This window comes from Streptomyces sp. NPDC000594, from assembly GCF_040299965.1.
Classification (GTDB): Bacteria; Actinomycetota; Actinomycetes; order Streptomycetales; family Streptomycetaceae; genus Streptomyces.
The window spans coordinates 82,040-103,228 of record NZ_JBEPCY010000020.1 but is presented as its reverse complement, the minus strand read 5'-3'; the positions used below and the strand labels follow the sequence as shown (position 1 = coordinate 103,228).

At 72.2% G+C, this 21,189-nt stretch carries 24 protein-coding genes; 11 read left to right on the top strand and 13 right to left on the bottom strand.

The window, feature by feature from the left end; genetic code table 11:
- Positions 1-45: 45 nt before the first annotated feature.
- The gene (gene tyrS, locus ABT354_RS25065) at positions 46-1,317 is read left to right on the top strand and encodes a tyrosine--tRNA ligase (protein WP_351497640.1); all 1,272 of its coding nucleotides are present in this window, start codon (positions 46-48) and stop codon (positions 1,315-1,317) included.
- A gap of 146 nt (positions 1,318-1,463) precedes the next feature.
- Here the strand turns inward: tyrS and ABT354_RS25060 are convergent, their stop codons facing one another.
- Positions 1,464-1,742, bottom strand: coding sequence for a GlsB/YeaQ/YmgE family stress response membrane protein (locus tag ABT354_RS25060; RefSeq protein WP_351497577.1), 279 nt, complete (start codon positions 1,740-1,742; stop codon positions 1,464-1,466).
- Positions 1,743-1,964: 222 nt separating this feature from the next.
- Between ABT354_RS25060 and ABT354_RS25055 the strand changes: the two genes are divergently transcribed.
- The gene (locus ABT354_RS25055) at positions 1,965-2,336 is read left to right on the top strand and encodes a DUF3099 domain-containing protein (protein WP_351497575.1); all 372 of its coding nucleotides are present in this window, start codon (positions 1,965-1,967) and stop codon (positions 2,334-2,336) included.
- A 231-nt stretch (positions 2,337-2,567) separates the two neighbouring features.
- Entirely contained in the window at positions 2,568-2,819 is a 252-nt protein-coding gene (locus ABT354_RS25050) for a hypothetical protein (protein ID WP_351497573.1), read from the top strand.
- Positions 2,820-2,857: 38 nt separating this feature from the next.
- Here the strand turns inward: ABT354_RS25050 and moaA are convergent, their stop codons facing one another.
- The 3 genes from moaA to ABT354_RS25035 all read right to left on the bottom strand — a co-directional run bounded on the left by moaA (position 2,858) and on the right by ABT354_RS25035 (position 6,014).
- Entirely contained in the window at positions 2,858-3,847 is a 990-nt protein-coding gene (moaA, locus tag ABT354_RS25045) for a GTP 3',8-cyclase MoaA (RefSeq protein WP_351497571.1), read from the bottom strand.
- Between the two features lie 161 nt (positions 3,848-4,008).
- On the bottom strand, positions 4,009-5,646 hold the full coding sequence (locus ABT354_RS25040; RefSeq protein WP_351497569.1) for a monocarboxylic acid transporter: 1,638 nt from the start codon (positions 5,644-5,646) through the stop codon (positions 4,009-4,011).
- Positions 5,643-6,014 (bottom strand): DUF485 domain-containing protein, encoded by a 372-nt coding sequence (locus ABT354_RS25035; RefSeq protein WP_351497568.1) that lies wholly within the window; start codon positions 6,012-6,014, stop codon positions 5,643-5,645. Before ABT354_RS25035 ends, ABT354_RS25040 begins: the two co-directional genes overlap by 4 nt.
- A 281-nt stretch (positions 6,015-6,295) precedes the next feature.
- On the opposite strand from ABT354_RS25035, the gene ABT354_RS25030 reads away from it, so the two are divergent.
- The gene (locus ABT354_RS25030; protein WP_351497565.1) at positions 6,296-7,831 is read left to right on the top strand and encodes a S8 family peptidase; all 1,536 of its coding nucleotides are present in this window, start codon (positions 6,296-6,298) and stop codon (positions 7,829-7,831) included.
- 118 nt (positions 7,832-7,949) lie between these two features.
- On the opposite strand, the gene ABT354_RS25025 is transcribed toward ABT354_RS25030, so the two are convergent.
- On the bottom strand, positions 7,950-8,615 hold the full coding sequence (locus ABT354_RS25025) for a lysoplasmalogenase (protein ID WP_351497563.1): 666 nt from the start codon (positions 8,613-8,615) through the stop codon (positions 7,950-7,952).
- A gap of 303 nt (positions 8,616-8,918) precedes the next feature.
- Between ABT354_RS25025 and ABT354_RS25020 the strand changes: the two genes are divergently transcribed.
- The 5 genes from ABT354_RS25020 (at position 8,919) to ABT354_RS25000 (ending at position 13,818) form a co-directional block, all read left to right on the top strand.
- Positions 8,919-9,974, top strand: coding sequence for a DEDDh family exonuclease (locus tag ABT354_RS25020; protein ID WP_351497562.1), 1,056 nt, complete (start codon positions 8,919-8,921; stop codon positions 9,972-9,974).
- Positions 9,975-10,028: 54 nt separating this feature from the next.
- Entirely contained in the window at positions 10,029-10,262 is a 234-nt protein-coding gene (locus ABT354_RS25015) for a metallothionein (protein WP_351497560.1), read from the top strand.
- A 125-nt stretch (positions 10,263-10,387) separates the two neighbouring features.
- Entirely contained in the window at positions 10,388-11,218 is an 831-nt protein-coding gene (locus ABT354_RS25010; RefSeq protein WP_351497558.1) for an SURF1 family cytochrome oxidase biogenesis protein, read from the top strand.
- Between the two features lie 52 nt (positions 11,219-11,270).
- Positions 11,271-13,058, top strand: coding sequence for a glycoside hydrolase family 15 protein (locus tag ABT354_RS25005; protein WP_351497556.1), 1,788 nt, complete (start codon positions 11,271-11,273; stop codon positions 13,056-13,058).
- A 4-nt stretch (positions 13,059-13,062) separates the two neighbouring features.
- Positions 13,063-13,818 (top strand): SDR family oxidoreductase, encoded by a 756-nt coding sequence (locus ABT354_RS25000; protein WP_351497554.1) that lies wholly within the window; start codon positions 13,063-13,065, stop codon positions 13,816-13,818.
- A 42-nt stretch (positions 13,819-13,860) separates the two neighbouring features.
- Here the strand turns inward: ABT354_RS25000 and amaP are convergent, their stop codons facing one another.
- The 5 genes from amaP to ABT354_RS24975 all read right to left on the bottom strand — a co-directional run bounded on the left by amaP (position 13,861) and on the right by ABT354_RS24975 (position 16,244).
- Complete coding sequence (amaP, locus tag ABT354_RS24995; protein WP_351497552.1) at positions 13,861-14,439, bottom strand: alkaline shock response membrane anchor protein AmaP; 579 nt, start codon at positions 14,437-14,439, stop codon at positions 13,861-13,863.
- Between the two features lie 6 nt (positions 14,440-14,445).
- Entirely contained in the window at positions 14,446-15,075 is a 630-nt protein-coding gene (locus tag ABT354_RS24990) for a DUF6286 domain-containing protein (protein ID WP_351497550.1), read from the bottom strand.
- Complete coding sequence (locus tag ABT354_RS24985; protein WP_351497638.1) at positions 15,072-15,416, bottom strand: Asp23/Gls24 family envelope stress response protein; 345 nt, start codon at positions 15,414-15,416, stop codon at positions 15,072-15,074. Before ABT354_RS24985 ends, ABT354_RS24990 begins: the two co-directional genes overlap by 4 nt.
- 131 nt (positions 15,417-15,547) lie before the next feature.
- Positions 15,548-15,739 carry a hypothetical protein gene (locus tag ABT354_RS24980; RefSeq protein ID WP_351497548.1) on the bottom strand — a complete coding sequence of 64 codons (192 nt, stop codon included), beginning with the start codon at positions 15,737-15,739 and terminating at the stop codon, positions 15,548-15,550.
- 34 nt (positions 15,740-15,773) lie between these two features.
- On the bottom strand, positions 15,774-16,244 hold the full coding sequence (locus ABT354_RS24975; RefSeq protein WP_351497545.1) for an Asp23/Gls24 family envelope stress response protein: 471 nt from the start codon (positions 16,242-16,244) through the stop codon (positions 15,774-15,776).
- Positions 16,245-16,370: 126 nt separating this feature from the next.
- Between ABT354_RS24975 and ABT354_RS24970 the strand changes: the two genes are divergently transcribed.
- Positions 16,371-17,081: a nucleopolyhedrovirus P10 family protein gene (locus ABT354_RS24970; protein WP_351497543.1), complete on the top strand. Its 711-nt coding sequence runs from the start codon at positions 16,371-16,373 to the stop codon at positions 17,079-17,081.
- Positions 17,082-17,121: 40 nt separating this feature from the next.
- Here the strand turns inward: ABT354_RS24970 and ABT354_RS24965 are convergent, their stop codons facing one another.
- The 3 genes from ABT354_RS24965 to ABT354_RS24955 all read right to left on the bottom strand — a co-directional run bounded on the left by ABT354_RS24965 (position 17,122) and on the right by ABT354_RS24955 (position 20,340).
- Entirely contained in the window at positions 17,122-17,925 is an 804-nt protein-coding gene (locus ABT354_RS24965) for an enoyl-CoA hydratase/isomerase family protein (RefSeq protein WP_351497541.1), read from the bottom strand.
- A gap of 214 nt (positions 17,926-18,139) precedes the next feature.
- Positions 18,140-18,361, bottom strand: coding sequence for a helix-turn-helix domain-containing protein (locus tag ABT354_RS24960; RefSeq protein ID WP_006123601.1), 222 nt, complete (start codon positions 18,359-18,361; stop codon positions 18,140-18,142).
- Between the two features lie 380 nt (positions 18,362-18,741).
- Positions 18,742-20,340, bottom strand: a complete 1,599-nt coding sequence (locus ABT354_RS24955) for an ABC-F family ATP-binding cassette domain-containing protein (RefSeq protein WP_351497539.1) — start codon at positions 20,338-20,340, stop codon at positions 18,742-18,744.
- Positions 20,341-20,725: 385 nt separating this feature from the next.
- On the opposite strand from ABT354_RS24955, the gene ABT354_RS24950 reads away from it, so the two are divergent.
- Positions 20,726-21,169 carry a VOC family protein gene (locus ABT354_RS24950; RefSeq protein ID WP_351497537.1) on the top strand — a complete coding sequence of 148 codons (444 nt, stop codon included), beginning with the start codon at positions 20,726-20,728 and terminating at the stop codon, positions 21,167-21,169.
- Positions 21,170-21,189 lie beyond the last annotated feature (20 nt).

The following is a 21,189-nucleotide window of genomic DNA, read 5'->3' as shown; positions in this document are numbered from 1 at the left end:
GCGGGCGGACCCGTCCTTCCGATACTTCCGAGGAGCATGAGAGACGTGACGGACATCGTCGAGGAACTGCAGTGGCGTGGGCTGATCGCCCAGTCCACTGACGAGGACGCGCTGCGCAAGGCGTTCGCGGACGGTCCCCTCACGTTCTATTGCGGCTTCGACCCGACCGCGCCCAGCCTCCACCTCGGCAATCTGGTGCAGATCCTCACCATGCGCCGGATCCAGCAGGCGGGGCACCGTCCGCTGGGGCTGGTCGGCGGGGCGACGGGCCTGATCGGCGACCCCAAGCCGACCGCCGAGCGCACGCTGAACGAGCCGGAGACGGTCGCCGCCTGGGTGGAGCGGCTGCGGGCGCAGATCGAGCGGTTCCTGGACTTCGACGGCCCGTACGCGGCGACCATGGTCAACAACCTGGACTGGACCTCCGGGATGTCGGCCATCGGCTTCCTGCGGGATGTGGGCAAGTACTTCCGGGTCAACAAGATGATCGCGAAGGAGGCGGTCGCCCGGCGGCTGAACTCGGACGCGGGCATCAGCTACACCGAGTTCAGCTACCAGATCCTCCAGGGCATGGACTACCTGGAGCTGTACCGGCGGTACGGCTGTGTGCTCCAGACCGGTGGCAGCGACCAGTGGGGCAATCTCACCGCGGGCACCGATCTGATCCACCGGGTGGAGCCGGAGGCACAGGTCCACGCGCTGGCCACGCCGCTGATCACCAAGGCGGACGGCACCAAGTTCGGCAAGACCGAGACCGGCACGGTGTGGCTGGACCCGGAGCGGACCTCGCCGTACGCCTTCTACCAGTTCTGGCTGAACGCGGACGACCGCGATGTGGCGAAGTTCCTGCGGATCTTCAGCTTCCGTTCCCGTGCGGAGATCGAGGAGCTGGAGCGGCAGACCGAGGAGCGTCCGCAGGCGCGGGCGGCCCAGCGGGCGCTGGCGCAGGAGCTGACGACGCTGGTGCACGGCGCCGAGCAGTGCGCGGCGGCGGAGTACGCGGCGAAGGCCCTCTTCGGCCAGGGCGAGCTGGGTGAGCTGGACGAGCCGACGCTGCGGGCGGCGCTCCTTGAGCTGCCGCACGCCACCGTCGGCGAGCTGGCCCCGGTGGTCGACCTCTTCGCCGAGGTGGGCCTGGTGGCGAGCAAGTCCGCGGCCCGTCGGACGGTGAAGGAGGGCGGTGCCTACGTGAACAACGCCAAGGTCACCGCCGAGGACGCGATCCCCTCGCCGGACGATCTGCTGCACGGGCGCTGGCTGGTGCTGCGCCGGGGCAAGAAGAACCTGGCCGCGGTCGAGGTCACGACCGCCGGCTGAGACCGGACGGCCGAAGGGCCGATGGACCGAGGGCGGCGGCCCGGGGAGAGAAGCTCCCCGGGCCGCCGCCCCGCCGTTTCCGGTCCGGGCCGTTTCCCGTCCGGGCCGTTTCCGGTCCGGACGGGCGGCGGCAGGCCCCGGCGGGGTCAGGCGACGGTGCGCCGTCGGCCCTTCATCGCGATCCAGGCGCGGTCACCCAGGAAGACCAGGATGATCGCGAAGACCAGCTGGAAGGCATGCCGGCTCCAGTCGATGCCCGCGGTCTCGGCGACCCCGAAAACCGCCGCCAGCCAGTTGCCGAGCACCGCTCCGCCGATACCGCAGATGGTGGCCAGCCACAAGGGAAGGTGCTGCTTGCCTGGCAGGATCGCCTTGGCGATGAGGCCCAGCACAAATCCCACGATGATCGCCCACAACCAGCCCATGGCTGCCTCCTCGTACGGCTCCGTTGAGCAGGTACGCCGTCAGTGTGGGCCCATCCGCCATACGGCGCATGTCGGGCGCGTCCCTCCGCAGCCGGGCGCAGCGCATCCGGTGCGGCGGAAGCCACCCCCGGCACGGCGGCCGGGGGTTCGGCGGCGTACCGTGGAACGGGTCAGGGCCGGGGTCGTCCTGCGCGGGACAGCGGCACAACGGGCGGTGGAGCCATGCGGACACGGTCGAACGGCGAGGTCTTCCGGATCACCGGGGCCCGTCAGGGGCTGGCCGACGATGTGCGCGGACGGCAGCGCCGCTATGTGATCTCGATGGGGGTACGGACCGTGTCCGTGCTGCTCGCCGCCCTGCTGTGGAATGTCGAGCGGTCGGTGGCCGTGGTGGCGCTGGTCCTCGGGGTGCTGCTCCCCTATGTCGCGGTGGTCATCGCCAACGCCGGCCGGGAGACCACGCCCTCGCTGCCGTCGACGTATGTGGTGTCCTCGTCGCGGCCGATGATCGCGCCCGTTCCGGAGGACTCCGCACCGGCGGATCCGGCGGAAGCGGACGGACAGACCTCGGAAAAAGCTCGGCCACAATACTGAAGTTCCTGTGCACCGCACCCCGTTACCCGTGACATACTTCGTACGCGCTCCGCATCCCCCGTCGGAGCTGTGGACCGACGCCGGGCAGCTCCCCCCGTGGCTGCCCGGCGTCGCCTTGTCCGGACACAGATGCCCGGACGCAGATGCTCGGACACAGATGTCCGGACACCGATACGCAGAGGCAGCGACGCAGCCACGGCTGCCGGTCGCGCAGTGGAGCAGTGAGACGCCGTGAGCACCGAGCAGCCCCCCGTCTGTTCCGCCAAGGGCTGCCGTGCGGCGGCGGTCTGGGTCATCGCGTGGAACAACCCCACCCTGCATACGCCCGAGCGGCGCAAGACCTGGCTGGCCTGCGAGGAGCACCGTGAGCATCTCTCCGGGTTCCTGGGGGTACGCGGCTTCCTGAAGGAGGTCGTGGCGCTGGAGGAGTGGCAGGCCCGCCAGACGGACCAGGGCTCCGGAGGCTCCGACACCCCGGAGTGACCTTCGGCGGCCCGGAACGGTCCCTGTATCGGACCCGGTCAGCCGCCGATCGCCGACATGGGACGGTCCGGCTGGAGGAACGCGGGGTCGTCCAGGCCCGAGCCGGCCTTCTTGCCCCACATCGCCCTGCGCCAGAGCGCGGCGATCTCCTGGTCGTCCGCGCCGGAGCGCAGCGCCCCCCGCAGATCGCTCTCGTCCCGCGCGAAGAGGCAGTCGCGCACCTGTCCGTCGGCGGTGAGCCGGGTCCGGTCGCAGGCGGCGCAGAAGGGCCGGGTGACGGAGGCTATGACGCCGACCCGGTGCGGTCCGCCGTCCACCACCCAGCGTTCGGCGGGGGCCGCTCCCCGGCGCTCCCGGTCCTCGGGGGTGAGGTCGAAGCGGGTCCGCAGGGAGCGCAGCACATCGGCGGCGGTGATCATGCCGTCGCGCTTCCAGCCGTGCTGGGCGTCGAGGGGCATCTGCTCGATGAAGCGCAGCTCGTATCCCTCGGCGATGGCCCAGGCGAGCAGCTCGGGTGCCTCGTCGTCGTTGAGGCCGGGCATCAGCACGGTGTTGATCTTGACGGGGGTGAGTCCGGCGTCCCGGGCGGCGGCGAGCCCGCTCAGCACGTCCCGGTGGCGGTCGCGGCGGGTGAGCCGGTGGAAGACCTCGGGGCGCAGGGTGTCGAGGGAGACATTGACCCGGTCGAGTCCGGCGGTGCGCAGGGCCGTGGCGGTACGGGCAAGCCCGATGCCATTGGTGGTGAGGGAGAGCCGGGGGCGGGGGTCGAGGGCGGCGCAGCGCTCCACGATGCCGGTGAGGCCGGGGCGGAGCAGGGGTTCGCCGCCGGTGAAGCGGACCTCGGTGACGCCGAGGAGCGAGGTGGCGATCCGGACCATGCGGACGATCTCGTCATCGGTCAGCAGATCGGGCTTGGCGAGCCACTTCAGGCCCTCTTCGGGCATGCAGTAGGTGCAGCGGAGATTGCACCGGTCCGTGAGTGAGACGCGCAGGTCGGTGGCGACCCGGCCATAGGTGTCGACGAGCATCCCGGGCCCCCTTCCCGTCGTTCCCTCCAGGATCTTCTGCCGCGAGCCTACGCCAGCGGGCGGCGGGGGCGGGCCCGGCGGCCGGAGAACCCGGGGTGGGGACGCGGTGCGGAGGGCGCGGCCCGTCCCCGGGGAGCGGTCCCCGGGGACGGACCCGGCGGTCAGTGGGAGGTGGGGGCGCCGACGGCGACCCCGGTGAGGGACTTGACCTCCAGCTCCGCGTACTTCTCGGTGTTCGGCTTCTCCTTGGAGAGCAGGGAGCCCAGCCAGCCGAGGAGGAAGCCCAGCGGGATGGAGACCAGGCCCGGGTTCTCCAGCGGGAACCAGTAGAAGTCGGCGTTCTTGAACATCGAGGTGGGCTTCCCGGAGACGACCGGTGAGAAGAGCACCAGGACCACGGAGGCGGTGAGTCCGCCGTAGATCGACCAGAGCGCGCCCTGGGTGGTGAAGCGCTTCCAGAAGAGGCTGTAGAGGATGGTCGGCAGATTGGCCGAGGCGGCGACGGCGAAGGCCAGGGCGACCAGTCCGGCGACATTGAGGTCGCGGGCGAGGGCACCGAGGGCGATGGAGACGATACCGATGGCGACGGTGGCCCAGCGGGCGGCGCGGACCTCTTCCTTCTCGGTGGCCTGGCCGCGCCTTATGACATTGGCGTAGATGTCATGGGCGAAGGACGAGGAGGAGGCGAGGGTGAGCCCGGCGACCACCGCGAGGATGGTGGCGAAGGCGACGGCGGAGATCACGGCGAGCAGGATCGCGCCCCAGGCGGAGTCGGTGCCGCCGATATGGAGGGCGAGCAGCGGTGCCGCCGTGTTGCCCGCCTTGTTGGAGGCGCTGATCTCCTCGGGGCCGATGATGGCCGCGGCGCCGAAGCCGAGGGCGATCGTCATGAGGTAGAAGGCGCCGATGATGCCGATGGCCCAGTTGACGGACTTCCGGGCGGCCTTGGCGGTGGGCACGGTGTAGAAGCGGATGAGGATGTGCGGCAGTCCGGCGGTGCCGAGGACCAGGGCGATGCCGAGGGAGATGAAGTCCAGCTTCGAGGTCTCGGTGGCGCCGTACCGCAGTCCGGGTTCCAGGAACGCCGCGCCGTGGCCGCTCTTGTCGGCCGCCGTGCCGAGGAGGTCGGAGATGTTGAAGTTGAACTTCAGCAGCACCAGGAAGGTGATGAGGAGGGTTCCGGCGATGAGGAGCACCGCCTTGACCATCTGCACCCAGGTGGTGCCCTTCATCCCGCCGATGGTGACGTAGAGGATCATCAGGACGCCGACGAGGCCGACGATGAGGACCTTCCCGGTGTCATTGGTGATGCCGAGGAGCAGGGAGACCAGCACACCGGCGCCCGCCATCTGCGCGAGCAGATAGAAGATGGAGACGACGATGGTGGAGGTGCCGGCGGCGGTGCGGACGGGCCGCTGGCGCATGCGGTAGGCGAGGACGTCGCCCATGGTGAACCGGCCGGAGTTGCGGAGCGGTTCGGCGACCAGGAGCAGCGCCACCAGCCAGGCGACGAGGAAGCCGATGGAGTAGAGGAAGCCGTCGTAGCCGAAGAGGGCGATGGCCCCGGCGATCCCGAGGAACGAGGCGGCGGACATGTAGTCGCCGGAGATCGCCAGTCCGTTCTGGAAGCCGGTGAACTGGCCGCCGCCCGCGTAGAAGTCGGCGGCGCTCTTGGTCTGGCGGCCGGCCCAGACGGTGATGGCGAGGGTGGCGACGACGAAGGCCGCGAAGAGCGTGATGATCAGGGGGCGGTGCTCGGTGGTGGCGCTCTGGGCCGCGAGCTGGAGGGCGGGGCTCACAGATCCGCCTCCATCCGGGCCTTGAGGGCGTCGGCCCTGGGGTCGAGTTTCGCCGCCGCGTGCCGGGAGTAGAGCCAGGCGATGAGGAAGGTCGTGGCGAACTGTGCGAGGCCGAGGACGAGGGCGATGTTGATGTTGCCGATGACCTGGGTGCCCATGAAGTCGCCCGCGTAGTTGGAGAGCAGGACGTAGAGCAGGTACCAGGCGATGAACGCGACGGTCAGCGGGAAGGCGAAGGAGCGGTAGGCACGGCGCAGTTCGCCGAATTCCGCGCTCTGCTGCACCGCGACGTACTGCTCGGTGGTGGGCTGAGCGCGGCGGGTGCCCGGACCGCCCGGGGGCGGTGGCGGTGGTGCGTCGGTAGCCACGGAATCTCCTCGTGACGCGGGAGCGGCTGGGTTGGACAACTCGGACCTCGTTTGGCTGGTTTCAGCGGGGCGGATTGATGTTGCTCCACCTCCTGACAACGGCACGGAGAGCACGCCGGGCCGGTTCAACATCAGCCTTTTTTCTTCACGGACGCCGGATCTTGTTCAGATTTTCCTCTCGTACTCATTGCTGCTGATCACGATGGGCGATAGCTTCGCTGGTCATGTACGCGTCCGCGGGCACAGGGGTGCGCGGACGGCACCGAAGATGTGGAGAACCCATGGCTCTTCTGGGAACCGGACGGCGGCGCGCGCTCGCCCTGCCCGTCGGTCTGGCGCTCACGGCCTCGCTCGGCTTCCTTCCGACGGCGGCGGCCACAGCCGCGCCGGCGGAGGAGACGTCCGCCTCCGTGGTGTCCACGGCCGGACCGAAGCTGTCGTACGTGGTGAATGTGAAGAGCGGTGCCCAGACCGCGAAGGACGTGAAGAAGGCCATCGCCAAGGCCGGCGGCACGATCGTCATCGCCTATGACCAGATAGGCGTGATCGTCGTCCACTCGCAGAACCCGGACTTCGGCACATCCATACGCAAGGTCAGAGGCGTGGTGTCGGCCGGCGCCACCCGCACGGCTCCGCTGAGCGCGGCGACCGACACCGCCATCGAGTCCGGGCGTCCGCTGACCGCGGAGGAGGCCCGCAAGGCCGCGGGCCGCGCCGAGGCGGGCGAGGACCCGCTGGAGCCGCTCCAGTGGAGCCTGCCCGCCATCAAGGCGGACCAGGCCCACAAGAAGACGCTGGGCAGCAAGAAGGTCACCGTCGCGGTGATCGACACGGGTGTCGACGACACCCACCCCGACCTGGCGCCCAACTTCGACCGGAAGGCCTCGGCCAACTGTGTGACGGGCAAGCCGGAGACCACCGAGGGCTCCTGGCGTCCCGCTCCGGGCGAGAGCGACCACGGCACCCATGTCGCGGGCACCATCGCCGCCGCGAAGAACGGCATCGGCGTCACCGGTGTCGCCCCGGGTGTGAAGGTCTCCGGCATCAAGGTGTCGACCACGGCCGGCTTCTTCTACACCGAGGCGGTCGTCTGCGGCTTCATCTGGGCGGCCGAGAAGGGCGTCGAGGTCACCAACAACAGCTACTACGTCGACCCGTGGCTGTTCGCCTGCAAGAACGACCCCGACCAGAAGGCCCTGGTGGAGGCCGTGACGCGGGCCACCCGCTACGCGGAGAGCAAGGGCGCGGTGAATGTCGCCGCGGCGGGCAACGACGCCCTGGACCTGGCGGCCGAGGAGCTGACCGACCCGACCAGCCCGAACGACACCACGCCGACCACCCGGTACATCAACCCCAAGGAGTGCGTTGACGTCCCGACCCAGCTGCCGGGTGTCGTCACCACCTCTTCGCTGGGGGCCAAGGGCCTGAAGGCGTCGTACTCCAACTACGGCAACGGCGTGGTCGACATCTCCGCGCCCGGCGGTGACCGTACGGCCTACCAGACCCCGGGCGCCCCGGCGACCGACGGCCGTATCCTCTCCACCACCGTGGACGGCAAGTACAACTACAAGGCCGGTACGTCGATGGCCTCCCCGCATGTCGCCGGTGTGGTCGCGCTGATCAAGTCCAAGCACCCCAAGGCGTCCCCCGCCGCGGTGAAGGCCCTGCTCAACGCGCAGGCGGACGACGCCAAGTGCACCAACCCGTATGACATCAACGGTGACGGCACGGTGGACGCCGTGTGCGAGGGCGGGAAGAGCAAGAACGGCTTCTACGGCCACGGTGTCGCCGACGCGCTCGACGCGGTGCGCCGCTGAACCACCGCTGATCCCGACGGCCGCTGACGCCTGACGGACCCACTCGGCACGAGGGGGGCCGGGCAACCGCCCGGCCCCCCTTCGCCGTTCCCGGTCCCCGGAGAGGCCCGGTGCGGCCTCAGACCCGCCGCTCGTCGGTACGGGCGAGCACGCCGAGGGTGAGCAGCAGCTGGCCGACGCCGTACAGGAGCATGATCCACAGATCGGGTACGGGCGGCCGGGACCACTCCGCGACCTCGGCGGCGATGATCAGGTCGGAGACCAGAAACAGCCCCCCACCCACCCCGGCGAGGCGTCCGAGCCCGCTGGAGCGCCATGCCATCGCGGTCAGCAGCACCGCATATCCGGCCACCGGGATCCGGAGATCCGGCGGGAGGTCGGGCCAGAGCAGCACCACGGTGACCACCAGCGCCACGCCGTAGAGCGGCGGCGCGGGCCGCGGGGTCCGGCAGCGCCCGAAGAGGGTGAGATAGCAGAGGTGTCCCAGGGCGAACGACCCCATGCCGGCGAGGAAGGCCCACTCGGCACCCCCCAGCAGGAACACATCCCCGCCCCAGCCCAGCAGCAGCGCGGCGACCAGCAGCCGCGGACCGCCCCGTACCACCGTGTACGCGGCGAGCAGCGGCATCAGCAGCGGCTTGAGGATCCGGTGCCCCGTCACGGAGTCCGCGGCCAGCGAGCCGAGGTCCGCGAGAAGGGCGACCGCGAAGGCGGCCAGCAGGACGGTGCCGACGGTGTCCCCGGGCAGGACGCGGCGCGGCACGGCGCCGGGTGCGGCGGTCATCGGCCCTCCCCCGCGCCGGTGGTGCCGACGAGCCGGGTCGGCCCGGGGACGGCCGTAGGGATGGCGAAGGCGGGTATCGACCACAGCACGACATCGGGGGAATTCGGCATGGGGGCACGGTAAGCGCGGGGGCCGGGGCGGGAACAGATGTTGTTACTTACAAGTATGCGAGACGATCTGTCAGCAGGCTTTGGTGACTTCCTCCAAGAAGGGGTTCCGGACGCTCCTCCGGCGGCCTGGGCCCGCCGCCGGCCGGGCGGGCGGATCGGGTGTTGTCGGTGGGGGGCCGTATTCTCTGTGACCATGCCCGAGGAGAGCAGCACAGCAGAGACGACCTGGCCGGCCGCGTATCCGCGCGGGTACGCGGTGGTCGACGTCGAGACCACCGGCCTCGCCCGCGACGACCGGATAGTCTCCGCTGCCGTGTACCGGCTGGACGCCCGGGGCGAGGTCGAGGACCACTGGTACACCCTGGTCAACCCGGAGCGCGATCCCGGGCCGGTATGGATCCATGGACTGACCACCGATGTACTGCGCGACGCCCCGCTCTTCGGGCAGATCGCGGACGCCTTCTCCGAACGGCTCGACGGCCGGGTGCTCGTCGCGCACAACGCCGTCTTCGACTGGTCCATGATCGCGAGGGAGTACGCCCGCGCCCGCCGGACCGCCCCCACCCGGCAGCGGCTCTGCACCATCGCCCTCGCCAAGGAGCTGCGGCTGCCGCTGCCCAACCACAAGCTGGAGTCCCTCGCCGCCCACTTCGGTGTGGTCCAGCGCCAGGCCCACCACGCGCTGGACGACGCCCGGGTGCTGGCGGAGGCGTTCCGGCCGAGTCTGCGCACGGCGGCGCGGGAGGGGGTGCGGCTGCCGCTCCTGGAGTGCCTGCCGCTGACCGAGTGGTCGGACCCGGCCCCGAGGATCGGCCGGCAGGGCACCGCCGGTTCCGCCGCGTACGGAGGGTTCGGGGCGGGCGGCTGGCGCCCCTCGCGCAAGCGCCCGGCCTGCCCGTACCCCAACCCCGGGCGGTACGAGCCGGGGCGGCCGCTGCGGCAGGGGATGCGGGTGGCGATCTCCGGGGACACCTCCATCGACCGGGAGCTGCTGGAGGACCGGGCGATCGAGGCGGGGCTGCACATCGCCACCGGTGTCTCCCGGCTGACCAGCCTGCTGGTGACCAACGATCCGCACGCGCCGACCTCCAAGACCGCGCGGGCCCGCTCGTACGGCACCCCGGTCCTGGACGAGGCCGCCTTCACCCAGCTGCTGCGGGATGTGGCCCCGGCCGGTACGGGGGCGGACCCCGCGCCGGGTCCGGAGGGAATCGGGAGCACGGGGGCGCGCGACAGCGCAGACGGGTGACCGGCCCGCGTGCCGTGCGCCGGTTCCGTACCGCCGCGCCGCACGCTGTGGCCCATGGCACGTTGCGAGGTCTGCGGAAACGACTACGGCATGTCGTTCGAGGTGCACGCGCAGGGCGCGGTCCATGTCTTCGACTGCTTCGCCTGCGCGATCCACCGGATGGCGCCCCTCTGCGAGCACTGCCGGGTCCAGGTCATCGGACAGGGCGTCGAGGTCCAGGGGCACTGGTACTGCGGAGCGCACTGCGCCCGCGCGGAGGGCCGGGTGGGCATCGTCGACCGGGTCTGACGCCGGGGACGCCACGGGCGGCGAGGGTGCCGGCCCCTCCGGTGCCCGGGACCACGGCGCGCACCCCTCCGGTACGGGCGGCCCCGCCCCGAGGCGTCCGCGAGGCAGGAGGTACGGTCGAAGCCGTGTACCGCTTTCTGTTGACCCGCCAGTGGGTGATCCTCACCCTCGTCGGCGTCGCACTCGTCCCCACCATGATCGAGCTGGGTTTCTGGCAGTTCCACCGCCATGAGCGCCGGGTCGAGCAGAACGCGCTGATCAAGGAGGCCCTGGACGCGAAGCCGGTCCCGGTGACCGAGCTGACCTCCCCCGGGCACTCCGTCCCCCGCTCGGACTACTGGCGCCGGGCGACCGCGACCGGCACCTTCGACACCGGGGGCGAGGTCGTCGTCCGCCGCCGGACCAACGCCGACGACAAGGTCGGTGTCCATGTGCTGACCCCGCTGGTGCTCGCCGACGGCCGGGCGGTCCTGGTGAACCGGGGCTGGATCCCGGCCCCCGCCGACCAGCACGCCTACCCCGCCGTACCCGCCCCGCCCAAGGGCGAGGTCACCGTCACCGGCCGGCTCAAGGCCGACGAGACCACCGGGAGCAGCGGGATCAAGGATCTCGCGGGCCTGCCGGACCGCCAGATCATGCTGATCAACAGCGAGCAGCGCTCCCAGGCGCTGGGGCGTCCGGTGCTCGGCGGCTATCTGGAGCTGGTGGGGCCCAAGCCCTCGGGGAAGATCCCGGAGCGGATCGGCAGCCCCGACCACGACTCCATCGGCGCGCACATGGCGTACGCCGTGCAGTGGTGGCTCTTCACGGCGGGGGTACCCGTCGGCTGGGTGATCCTGGTCCGCCGGGAGGTGCGCGACCGCCGGGAGGCCGCCGCGAAGGCGGCGGAGGAGACGGCGGCGGAGGACGAGCGGGACCAGGAGAGCGGGACCGCGCCGGAACCGGCGAAAGCCTGACTCCCCCACCGCCGCTGATATTCCCCCGCCCCGGGCGGGAATGCGCCACTGCGTGACCCAACGCATCGAGGACTACGCGCTGATCGGCGACCTCCAGACGGCGGCACTGGTCGGGCGGGACGGCTCCGTCGACTGGCTCTGCCTGCCCCGCTTCGACTCGGCGGCCTGTTTCGCCGCCCTGGTCGGCGACCGGGAGAACGGTCACTGGCGGCTCGCGCCCCGGGGCGCGGGCCCCTGCACCCGCCGCTCCTACATCGGGGACTCGCTCGTGCTGGAGTCGGTGTGGGAGACCCCCGACGGCACGGTCAAGGTCATCGACTTCATGCCGGAGCGCGACGAGGCCCCCGATCTGACCCGGATCGTGGAGGGCGTCAGCGGCTCGGTCGAGATGGAGGGCGTCCTGCGGCTGCGCTTCGACTACGGCTCGGTGATCCCCTGGATGCGGCGGGCCAACGGCAACCGGGTCGCCATCGCCGGGCCCGACTCGGTCTGGCTGCGCAGCGAACCCCGGGTCAGGACCTGGGGCCAGGACTTCAGTACGGTCTCCTCCTTCCGGGTCGGCCCCGGTGAGCGGGTGGCGTTCACCCTGACCTGGCATCCCTCGCACAACCCCCGCCCCACCCTGGTCGACCCGTACGAGGCGCTGGAGTGCAGCCTGCGGGACTGGTCCGACTGGGCCGTCCGGTGCAGCACCTCGGGCCCGTACCGGGATGCCGTGGTCCGCTCCCTGATCACCCTGAAGGCGCTCACCTACCGGCCGACCGGCGGGATCGTCGCCGCCCCGACGACCTCCCTGCCGGAGTCCCTGGGCGGGGTCCGCAACTGGGACTACCGCTTCTGCTGGCTGCGGGACTCCACCCTCACCCTGGACGCGCTGCTGGAGGCGGGGTACCAGGAGGAGGCGGCGGCCTGGCGGAACTGGCTGCTGCGCGCGGTGGCGGGCGACCCCGCCGACCTCCAGATCATGTACGGGCTCGGCGGGGAGCGGCGGCTGCCGGAGACGGTGCTGCCCTGGCTCTCCGGGTACGCGGGCTCCTCCCCCGTACGCACCGGGAACGCCGCCGTCGACCAGTTGCAGCTCGATGTGTACGGGGAGGTGGTCGACTCGTTCTTCCTCGCCCGGCAGGCGGGGATCCCGGCGCAGCGGCACGCCTGGTTCCTCCAGCTCAGCCTGCTGGGCTTCCTGGAGACCAAGTGGCACGAGCCGGACGAGGGGCTGTGGGAGGTACGCGGTCCCCGGCGGCACTTCGTCCACTCCAAGGTGATGGCCTGGGTGGCCGCCGACCGTGCGGTGCGGACCCTGGAGGACGACCCCTCGCTGCGGGGCGACGCCGACCGCTGGCGGGCGATGCGGGACGCGGTCCACGCGGAGGTGTGCGAGAAGGGGTACGACCCGGTGCGCAACACCTTCACCCAGTACTACGGCTCCCAGGAGCTGGACGCGGCGACCCTGCTGATCCCCCGTACCGGTTTTCTGCCGCCGGACGACCCCCGGGTGGTGGGCACGGTGGACGCGGTCCGCGCCGGGCTGGGCACCGAGGGCGGTCTGATCCGCCGCTACTCCACCGAGGGCGGCACGGTGGACGGGCTGCCCGGGGCCGAGGGCGCCTTTCTGGCCTGCTCGTTCTGGCTGGCGGACGCGTTGCGGATGACCGGGCGGCGGGCGGAGGCCGTCGAGCTGTTCGAGCGGCTGCTGACCCTTCGCAACGATGTCGGGCTGCTCGCCGAGGAGTACGACATGGCGGCCGGGCGGCAGCTCGGGAACTTCCCCCAGGCGTTCAGCCATATCGCCCTGGTCACCACGGCCCTCGCGCTGAGCCGGGAGGAGGGGGCAGGATAGCCGCATGGATCTTGGACTGAAGGACCGTGTCTATGTGGTGACGGGCGCCTCGCGGGGGCTCGGCAACGCCACCGCCCGTGCGCTGGTCGCGGAGGGCGCGAAGGTCGTCATCAGCGGCCGCGACGAGCCCACCGTGCGGAACGCGGCGGAGGCGCTCGGGCCGGACGCCGCCGGTATCGCCGTCGACAACGCCGACCCGGAGGGCGCGGAGCGGCTGATCGCCGCCGCCCGGGCGCACTTCGGGCGGTTCGACGGGGTGCTGATCAGTGTGGGCGGCCCGGCCCCTGGCTCCTCCGCCGACAACACCGACGAGCAGTGGCGGACCGCCTTCGAGTCGGTCTTCCTCGGCGCGGTACGCCTCGCCCGGACGGCGGCGGCGGAGCTGACGGCGGGCGGGGTGATCGGCCTGGTGCTCTCCGCCTCGGTCCATGAGCCCATCCCCGGGCTGACCATCTCCAACGGCCTCCGCCCCGGCCTCGCGGGCTTCGCCAAGTCGCTCGCCGATGAACTGGGCCCCCGGGGCATCCGGGTGGTCGGCCTGCTGCCGGCCCGGATCGACACCGACCGGGTCCGGGAGCTGGACGCCCTCTCCGGCGACGCGGAGGCCGCCCGCGCGGCGAGCGAGTCCCTCATCCCGCTGCGGCGCTACGGCACACCGGAGGAGTTCGGCACGGTGGCGGCGTTCCTGCTCTCCCCGGCGGCGTCCTATCTGACCGGTGTGATGCTCCCGGTCGACGGCGGCACCCGCCACGGCTTCTGAGCCCGGGCTTCCGACCCCGGGCTCGGGCCCTGGACCGCCGGGTCAGGTGACGCGGCGGGCGGGATGGGCGGCGGCGCGCAGACGGGCGTCGGAGGGGAGTTCGGCGAGTCCGGCGGCGGTACGGGCGTGCTCCACGGTGTGGGTGCCCAGCCGCTCCAGGATGGCCTGGGGGGAGGCATGGGGCTCCAGCAGCAGCCGGATCCGGGCCCGGGGGGCGCGGCGGCGGCCGGTCAGCCGGACCCTGGCCCGCGCCACCCCCTCCAACGTGCCCGCCTCCGCCTCGACGACCTCCTCCAGGGCGGCGCCCCGCAGCCGGGCCCCCTCACCGTCGCCGCTGTCCACCAGCACCTCGGTGAGCCGGCCCCGCCGCAGCTGGGCGAGGAGCAGCCAGAGGGCCAGCAGCACCAGGACCGCGAGGGCGGCGATGACCGAGGGCCACCACCAGCTCTCGTCCCGCCAGCGCTCCCGGTCCGCCGCGGCGAGCAGGACGTCGCGCCGCCCGTACCAGGGCCACCAGGACGGCACCTCAAGGCCGGTGCCCGCCGCGAGGGCGGCCCCGCCGCCGCAGAGCAGCACCGCGCCCGCGAGGCCCAGCACCACCCGGTTGACGGCACGGAGCATGGCGTCTCACCTCTTCCTGACAGGAGGCCGGGTGACCCGGACCGAGCTGGACGGGGTCTTGACCAGGGCGAGTTCCCGGATGGCGGTGGAGACGACCCGGTCGAGGTCGGCCCGGACGGCGTCGAGGTCCCGGAAGTGGGAGTCCGCGCGCACCCGCGCCCGGGAGCGGCCGACCCGTACCCGTACGGACCGTACGCCGGGCACCTCCATCGCCCGGTCCCGCAGGGTCAGCGCCGCCGCCCTGCGGTCCAGACCGGCCCGGACCGGACCGCCGTCGCGGCGCATGGTGAGCAGCCGGCGCAGTCCGGGGGTGAGCGCGAGCACCAGCAGCCAGAGCCCGACGGCGGCCACCACCCCGGCGGCCACCAGGACCCCGGTGTCCTCCAGGCGCCACTGGGCGAGCCGGTCGGCGGTGACCCGCCGCCACTCCATGGCGGAGCGGCCCGCCCGTACGGCGGCGACGTCATAGAGGGTCACCCCGGCGGCGCCGAGGACCACGGCGGCGAGCAGCGCCGCCGGAAGGCGCCGGGCCGACCAGAATCTGCCGCTCCCCGACTTGCGGTTACGGACGAGAAAGGGGCCGGGCGGCCCGGCGGCGGGGGGTGTCCCGGTGGTGGGTCCGGCCGGGGCGGTCATCGGGTCCTCCGCCCAACGGTGCCCCGGGTGTACGGCGAGTGCAGCCGCTCGACCAGGACGGAGACCTCGGGGACGGTCATCCCGGCCAGGGTGCGCACCCGTTCGGCGACCCGCTGCCGGACGGCGGCGCACCGGTCGCCGATGGGGGTGGGGTAGGGGAGGTCCAGACTGACCCGTACCCGGGCGGCGCCCTGGCGGACCGTCACGGAGGCATGGGGCGCACGGCCGTCCTCGGGCAGGGTGCCGACGGCCTCCCGGGCCGCCTGGGCGGCGATCTTGGCCACGACCCGGTCGGCGACGACGGTGGCCCCCCGGTCGGCGGGGCCGACCGGTTCGGTCACCCCGGTCGCCCCGGGCCCTCCGGTGTCCCCGGTGTCCCCGGTGCTCCCGGTGCTCCCGGTGCTCCCGGTGCTCCCGGTGCTCCCGGGCGGGGTACCGTCCCCGTCGTCCGGGCGGGAGGCGGTCACCCGGGTCACCGGGGCCGGTCGCCGCGGTCACGGCCCCGGAGGAACTCCCCGGGCGCCAGATCTCCGTCGAGCAGCCGGCCGGCCACGAACCCGACCGCTCCCAAGGCGGCGACCAGCAGAAACGCTCCGAATCCGCCGAAGTATCCGGCGAAGCCGAGCGCCATGCCGGCCAGCATGCCGGCGACAGCCATGCTCATCTCAGCTCCTTCGTACGATCAGGGTCGGCGACGGTCACTGGAGCCGGGATTCGGGCTCGTCCTCTTCCTCGTCGGGCAGCTTCACATCGCTGACCGCGATATTGACCTCCACGACCTCCAGACCGGTCATCCGCTCCACGGCGGAGATCACGTTCTCGCGGACCGCGCGGGCGACATCGGCGATGGAGACGCCGTAGTCGATGACGATCTCCAGGTCCAGTGCCGTCTGCACCTCCCCGACCTCGGCCTTGACGCCCCGGGTGACACTGGCCCGGCCGCCGCCGGGGACCCGGTCGCGCACCGCGCCGAAGGTACGGGAGAGTCCGCTGCCCATCGCGTGGACACCGACCACATCACGGGCGGCGAGCCCGGCGATCTTCTCGACGACCCCGTCGGAGATGGTCGTACGGCCCCGGGCGCCGGGGTCTCCCCCGCGCCGGCCGCTCGATGTCCTCCGGTGCTCGTCGCCCGAGCCCGGGGATTGCTTACCGGTGGTCTCCGTCATCAGCCTGCGTCCTTTCCGGTGCCGCCCGCCGTGCCCCCGTCGGAACCAGGGGACCGAAAGACACCTCTTTGCCCAGATTAGGCGCGGTTGTCCAGTTGCGCGCCGGGGATACGGCAGGCTGGGGACATGACCACTGCTGACGCGGTACGGAGACGGTTCGGCCTCGGCAGGCTGCTGGCGCTGGGCGGGGCGGCGGACGGCGTCTGGCTGACCGAGGCGGCGGCGCTGGAGGTGCTGCGGCGGGCGGCGGGCCTGGTCCCCGGGGTGGTGACGGACCGGGTACGGCTGGAGCCGCTGGGCCCCGACCCGGCCAGTGCCGCGGACCCGGCCGCCCCGGCGGAGGCGGCTCCGCTCCCGGCCACCGCTCCCCCGGGCGCGCTGCCGCCGGGACCCCTGCGGATCACGGCCGAGTGCGCGGCGACCGACTGGGCGGTCCCCCTGCCCGAGGCGGCGGCACGGCTGCGGGAGGCGCTGCTGACGGCCGCCGAGGAGTCCCTGGATCTGCTCGCCCCGGAGGCGGACATCCGGGTGACGGCCCTCCGGGAGGCCGCCCCGGACACCCCGGGCGCACCCGGCACCCCGGCCGGAGCCGTGCCGGAGACCTCCGGCACGGACGGCACGACGGACGGCCCGACGGCCGGGGCGGTACGGAAGCTCCCCGGGGTGGGCGCCCCCGTCACCGTCCGGGAGACGGCCGCCGGGGTGCTGCGGGTGGAGATCGTCGTCCGCCGGGGCCACCACCCGCTGGAGGTGGCCCGCGCGGCCCGCGCCACGGCCGCCCGCGCGGACACGGCGGACCGCCCGGTGATCGTGGTGATCACCGGGGTGGCGGTCTGAGCCCCGGACACCCCGGGACGCGGACACCCCGGGGCAGGGGTCAGTCGCCGAGGCCCGCGAGGGCCCGCAGCCGGCGGGACTGGGCCGCGCGCTCCGCCGCGCGCTGCTCCTCGTAGGTACGGTCCACCGCGCCCCGCAGCAGCGCCTTGGTCTCGATGAGCGCGTCCCGCTCCGCGCCGAGCAGCGCGGCGGTGAGGTCCCGTACCGCGCCGTCCAGCTCCTCGGCGGCGACCACGAGCTGGGCGAGGCCGGTCCGCTCGGCCTCCTCGGCATGGACGAAGCGGCCCGTCGCGCAGATCTCCAGCGCGCGGGCATAGCCGACCAGCGAGACCAGGGGATGCGTCCCCGTCAGATCGGGGACGAGTCCCAGCCCGGTCTCGCGCATGGCGAACTGGACGTCCCGCGTCACGATCCGCAGATCGCAGGCGAGGGCGAGCTGGAAGCCGGCGCCGATCGCATGCCCCTGCACCGCCGCGACACTGACGATGTCGTTCCGCCGCCACCAGGTGAATGCCTCCTGGTACTCGGCTATCACGGCATCGAGACCCGCGTCGGGCAGGCGTGCCAGATCGAGGAAGGACGGCTCCCCGGGAAAGCCCTCGGGAGTGAACGCCTGCCGGTCGAGACCGGCGGAGAACGACACGCCCTCGGCACGCAGGACCACCACCCGGACACTTCCGGGCAGCGCACCGCCCGCGCGCGCCAGCGCCCGCCACAGGGCGGGGGACTGGACATTGCGCTTCGCCGCGTTGGTCAGGGTCACCGTGGCGACCGTGTCCTCGACGGTGAGCCGTACGCCGTCCTCGTCCAGTACGGGGTCGTGCGCGGAGCCGGGTGAGGTCATGGGGCGCCTCCGGTTCGGGGTGCGGTGATGGTCATGTGCGAGCAGTCGCAGACTAGCTAAGCGACCGCACAGTAACCACCACGGGCCGCCCGGTCACGGCGGTGGATTCCGCCGTGGCGACCGGGAACGGCTGCCGGTGACCACCCGGCCCGCCCCAGAGGACGGACCGGATGAGCACCTGATGAACCAGTGGGAAGCCCTGCCCCTCGGACCTTCAGGCCGAGGCGGCCTTCTTGCCCCGTGTGGCTCCACCGCGTCCCCGCAGTGTGACTCCGGACTCACTGAGCATCCGATGGACGAATCCGTAGGACCGGCCGGTCTCTTCGGCCAGCGCCCGGATACTCGCACCGGAGTCGTACTTCTTCTTCAGGTCTGCCGCGAGCTTGTCGCGCGCGGCGCCGGTTACCCGGCTGCCCTTCTTCAGAGTCTCGGCCACCCGTGCCTCCTCATGGGAAGTGCGCTCTGGACTTCTCATGATCACCCCTTGCGCCCTTCCTGGCCACCCATTCGGCAAGGTCCATGGGACGACCTTGCCCAGCCGATATACGACCCGGAGGACCCGAAAGGTTCATTCGCGGGGCGGATTTTCCCGTACGGGAACAACCATTCGGGGAAAGTGGGCAGGTCAGGACGGGTACGACCGGAATGACACCTACCGGCGCGCGCACGGCGCGCAGGAGCCGGAGCCTCCACACGGGGATGAGACACGCTCACTCAGATGATGGATCACCCGTGAGCCGAATGATCCATAGGGAGTGGATCAGCGTCCTGGCCGGGGTCGGCACGGAGTGCCCCGACCCCGGGGCGGGGCGCCCGTCAGGCGAGGGCGACCAGATCCGCGTAGTCCGCTCCCCACAGGTCCTCGACACCGTCCGGCAGCAGAATGATCCGCTCCGGCTCCAGCGCCGCCACCGCGCCCTCGTCATGGGTGACCAGGATGACCGCGCCCTTGTAGGTGCGCAGGGCGCCCAGGATCTCCTCCCGGCTCGCCGGGTCGAGGTTGTTGGTGGGCTCGTCGAGGAGGAGCACGTTCGCCGAGGAGACGACCAGGGTGGCCAGGGCGAGACGGGTCTTCTCGCCGCCGGAGAGCACCCCGGCGGGCTTGTCGACGTCGTCGCCGGAGAAGAGGAACGAGCCGAGGGTCTTGCGGACCTCCACCAGATCGAGGTCGGGAGCGGAGGAGCGCATGTTCTCCAGGACCGTGCGCTCCGGGTCCAGGGTCTCGTGCTCCTGGGCGTAGTAGCCCATCTTGAGGCCGTGACCGGGGGTGACAGCACCGGTGTCCGGCTTCTCCACGCCCGCGAGCAGCCGCAGCAGCGTGGTCTTGCCGGCGCCGTTCAGACCGAGGATGACGACGCGGGAGCCCTTGTCGATGGCGAGGTCGACATCGGTGAAGATCTCCAGCGAACCGTACGACTTGGAGAGTCCCTCGGCCCGCAGGGGGGTCTTGCCGCAGGGGGCCGGCTCGGGGAAGCGGAGCTTGGCGACCTTGTCGGAGACCCGGGCGGCCTCCAGGCCGGAGAGCAGCCGCTCGGCGCGGCGGGCCATGTTCTGCGCGGCGACCGTCTTGGTGGCCTTGGCGCGCATCTTGTCGGCCTGGGCGTTGAGGGCGGCGGCCTTCTTCTCGGCGTTCTGGCGCTCGCGCTTGCGGCGCTTCTCGTCGGCCTCGCGCTGCTGCTGGTAGAGCTTCCACCCCATGTTGTAGACATCGATGGCGGAGCGGTTGGCGTCCAGGTAGAAGACCTTGTTGACGACGGTCTCGACCAGGTCGACATCGTGGGAGATGACGATGAAGCCGCCGCGGTAGGTCTTGAGGTAGTCGCGCAGCCAGACGATCGAGTCGGCGTCGAGGTGGTTGGTGGGCTCGTCCAGGAGCAGGGTGTCGGCGTCCGAGAAGAGGATGCGCGCCAGCTCGACCCGGCGGCGCTGACCGCCGGAGAGGGTGTGCAGGGGCTGGCCGAGGACCCGGTCGGGCAGGCCGAGCGCGGCGGCGATGGTGGCGGCCTCGGCCTCGGCGGCGTAGCCGCCCTTGGTGAGGAACTCGGTCTCCAGGCGCTCGTACTTCTTCATCGCCTTCTCGCGCGTGGCGCCCTGGCCGTTGGCCATCCGGTCCTCGTTCTCCCGCATCTTGCGGAGGACCGAGTCGAGGTCGCGTGCGGAGAGGATGCGGTCCCGGGCGAGGGTGTCGAGATCACCGGTGCGCGGGTCCTGGGGGAGGTAGCCGACCTCGCCCGAGCGGGCGATGGTGCCGGAGGCGGGGATGCCCTCGCCCGCGAGGCACTTGGTGAGGGTGGTCTTGCCCGCGCCGTTGCGGCCGACGAGGCCGATGCGGTCGCCCTTGGCGACACGGAAGGAAGCGGACTCGATGAGGATGCGGGCACCGGCGCGCAGCTCGATACCGGAAGCGGTGATCACGGACAGACTCCAGGGCGGACGGGACGGCGGAAGGACGGGCGGTAAGGGCTTCGACGCCGTCTAATGCACAGGGAGAAAGGCCATACAGCCAGTCTAACGGGGGGTCGCAAGTGGTTTTACGGCCTCGCCGCGGCGGGCGGGCCCCGGCGGGCGCGGCTCCGGGGCCGGTCCGGGGCGGCGCCGGGACGGGTGGGGCGCACGGGACCGGTGGGCCGTACGGGATCGGCGGCCATGGGGTCGACGCGCCCGGGGACACCGGGCGCGACCTGCCGGAACGCGGCCGGGCGGGGCGTTGTCGGTGGGGGGTGCCAGACTGAGACACAGGTCACATCGACGGGATCGTCCGGAGCCGGCCCGGCGCCGGGGAGAGCGGGAGGTGAGGGAGATGGCGGAGACGGCGCGGAGAGAGTCACCGAGCGTCTTTCCGTCGCTGCTGTACGGCGACGCGAAGGCGGCCGTCGCACAGCTCACCGAGGCGTTCGGATTCACGGAGCACCTGGTGTACGAGGACGGGGACGGCCGGGTGGTCCATGCCGAGCTGCGGTACGGGAACGGCCTGGTGATGCTGGGCAGCAAGGGCACCGGCGGGGAGTACGACCGGGCGCTGGGGGACGGCGGCCCCTCGGGCGTCTTCGTCCATGTCGGCGATGTCGACGCCCACCACCGGCGCGCGGTCGAGCACGGGGTGGAGGTGCTGGTCCCGCCGACCGACCGGGAGTACGGCGCCCGCGACTATCTGGCCCGGGACCTGGGCGGCCATGTGTGGAGCTTCGGCGACTACGTCCCCGAGGGTTTCGGTCCGCCCGGGGCACCGGATGCCAGGGGATGATCCCCGGGTCCACACCCGGC

Excerpts from the sequence above, each read along its gene's own strand:
- ABT354_RS25015 (WP_351497560.1), top strand. The coding sequence starts at position 10,029 with ATGGCACGTTGCGAGGTCTGCGGAAACGACTACGGCATGTCGTTCGAG.
- ABT354_RS25030 (WP_351497565.1), top strand. The coding sequence starts at position 6,296 with ATGGCTCTTCTGGGAACCGGACGGCGGCGCGCGCTCGCCCTGCCCGTC.
- ABT354_RS25060 (WP_351497577.1), bottom strand. The coding sequence starts at position 1,742 with ATGGGCTGGTTGTGGGCGATCATCGTGGGATTTGTGCTGGGCCTCATC.
- amaP (WP_351497552.1), bottom strand. The coding sequence starts at position 14,439 with ATGCTCCGTGCCGTCAACCGGGTGGTGCTGGGCCTCGCGGGCGCGGTG.
- ABT354_RS24970 (WP_351497543.1), top strand. The coding sequence starts at position 16,371 with ATGACCACTGCTGACGCGGTACGGAGACGGTTCGGCCTCGGCAGGCTG.
- ABT354_RS24990 (WP_351497550.1), bottom strand. The coding sequence starts at position 15,075 with ATGACCGCCCCGGCCGGACCCACCACCGGGACACCCCCCGCCGCCGGG.
- ABT354_RS25020 (WP_351497562.1), top strand. The coding sequence starts at position 8,919 with ATGCCCGAGGAGAGCAGCACAGCAGAGACGACCTGGCCGGCCGCGTAT.
- ABT354_RS24950 (WP_351497537.1), top strand. The coding sequence starts at position 20,726 with ATGGCGGAGACGGCGCGGAGAGAGTCACCGAGCGTCTTTCCGTCGCTG.
- ABT354_RS25025 (WP_351497563.1), bottom strand. The coding sequence starts at position 8,615 with ATGACCGCCGCACCCGGCGCCGTGCCGCGCCGCGTCCTGCCCGGGGAC.
- ABT354_RS24975 (WP_351497545.1), bottom strand. The coding sequence starts at position 16,244 with ATGACGGAGACCACCGGTAAGCAATCCCCGGGCTCGGGCGACGAGCAC.
- ABT354_RS24980 (WP_351497548.1), bottom strand. The coding sequence starts at position 15,739 with ATGAGCATGGCTGTCGCCGGCATGCTGGCCGGCATGGCGCTCGGCTTC.
- ABT354_RS24965 (WP_351497541.1), bottom strand. The coding sequence starts at position 17,925 with ATGACCTCACCCGGCTCCGCGCACGACCCCGTACTGGACGAGGACGGC.
- moaA (WP_351497571.1), bottom strand. The coding sequence starts at position 3,847 with ATGCTCGTCGACACCTATGGCCGGGTCGCCACCGACCTGCGCGTCTCA.
- ABT354_RS25055 (WP_351497575.1), top strand. The coding sequence starts at position 1,965 with ATGCGGACACGGTCGAACGGCGAGGTCTTCCGGATCACCGGGGCCCGT.
- ABT354_RS25000 (WP_351497554.1), top strand. The coding sequence starts at position 13,063 with ATGGATCTTGGACTGAAGGACCGTGTCTATGTGGTGACGGGCGCCTCG.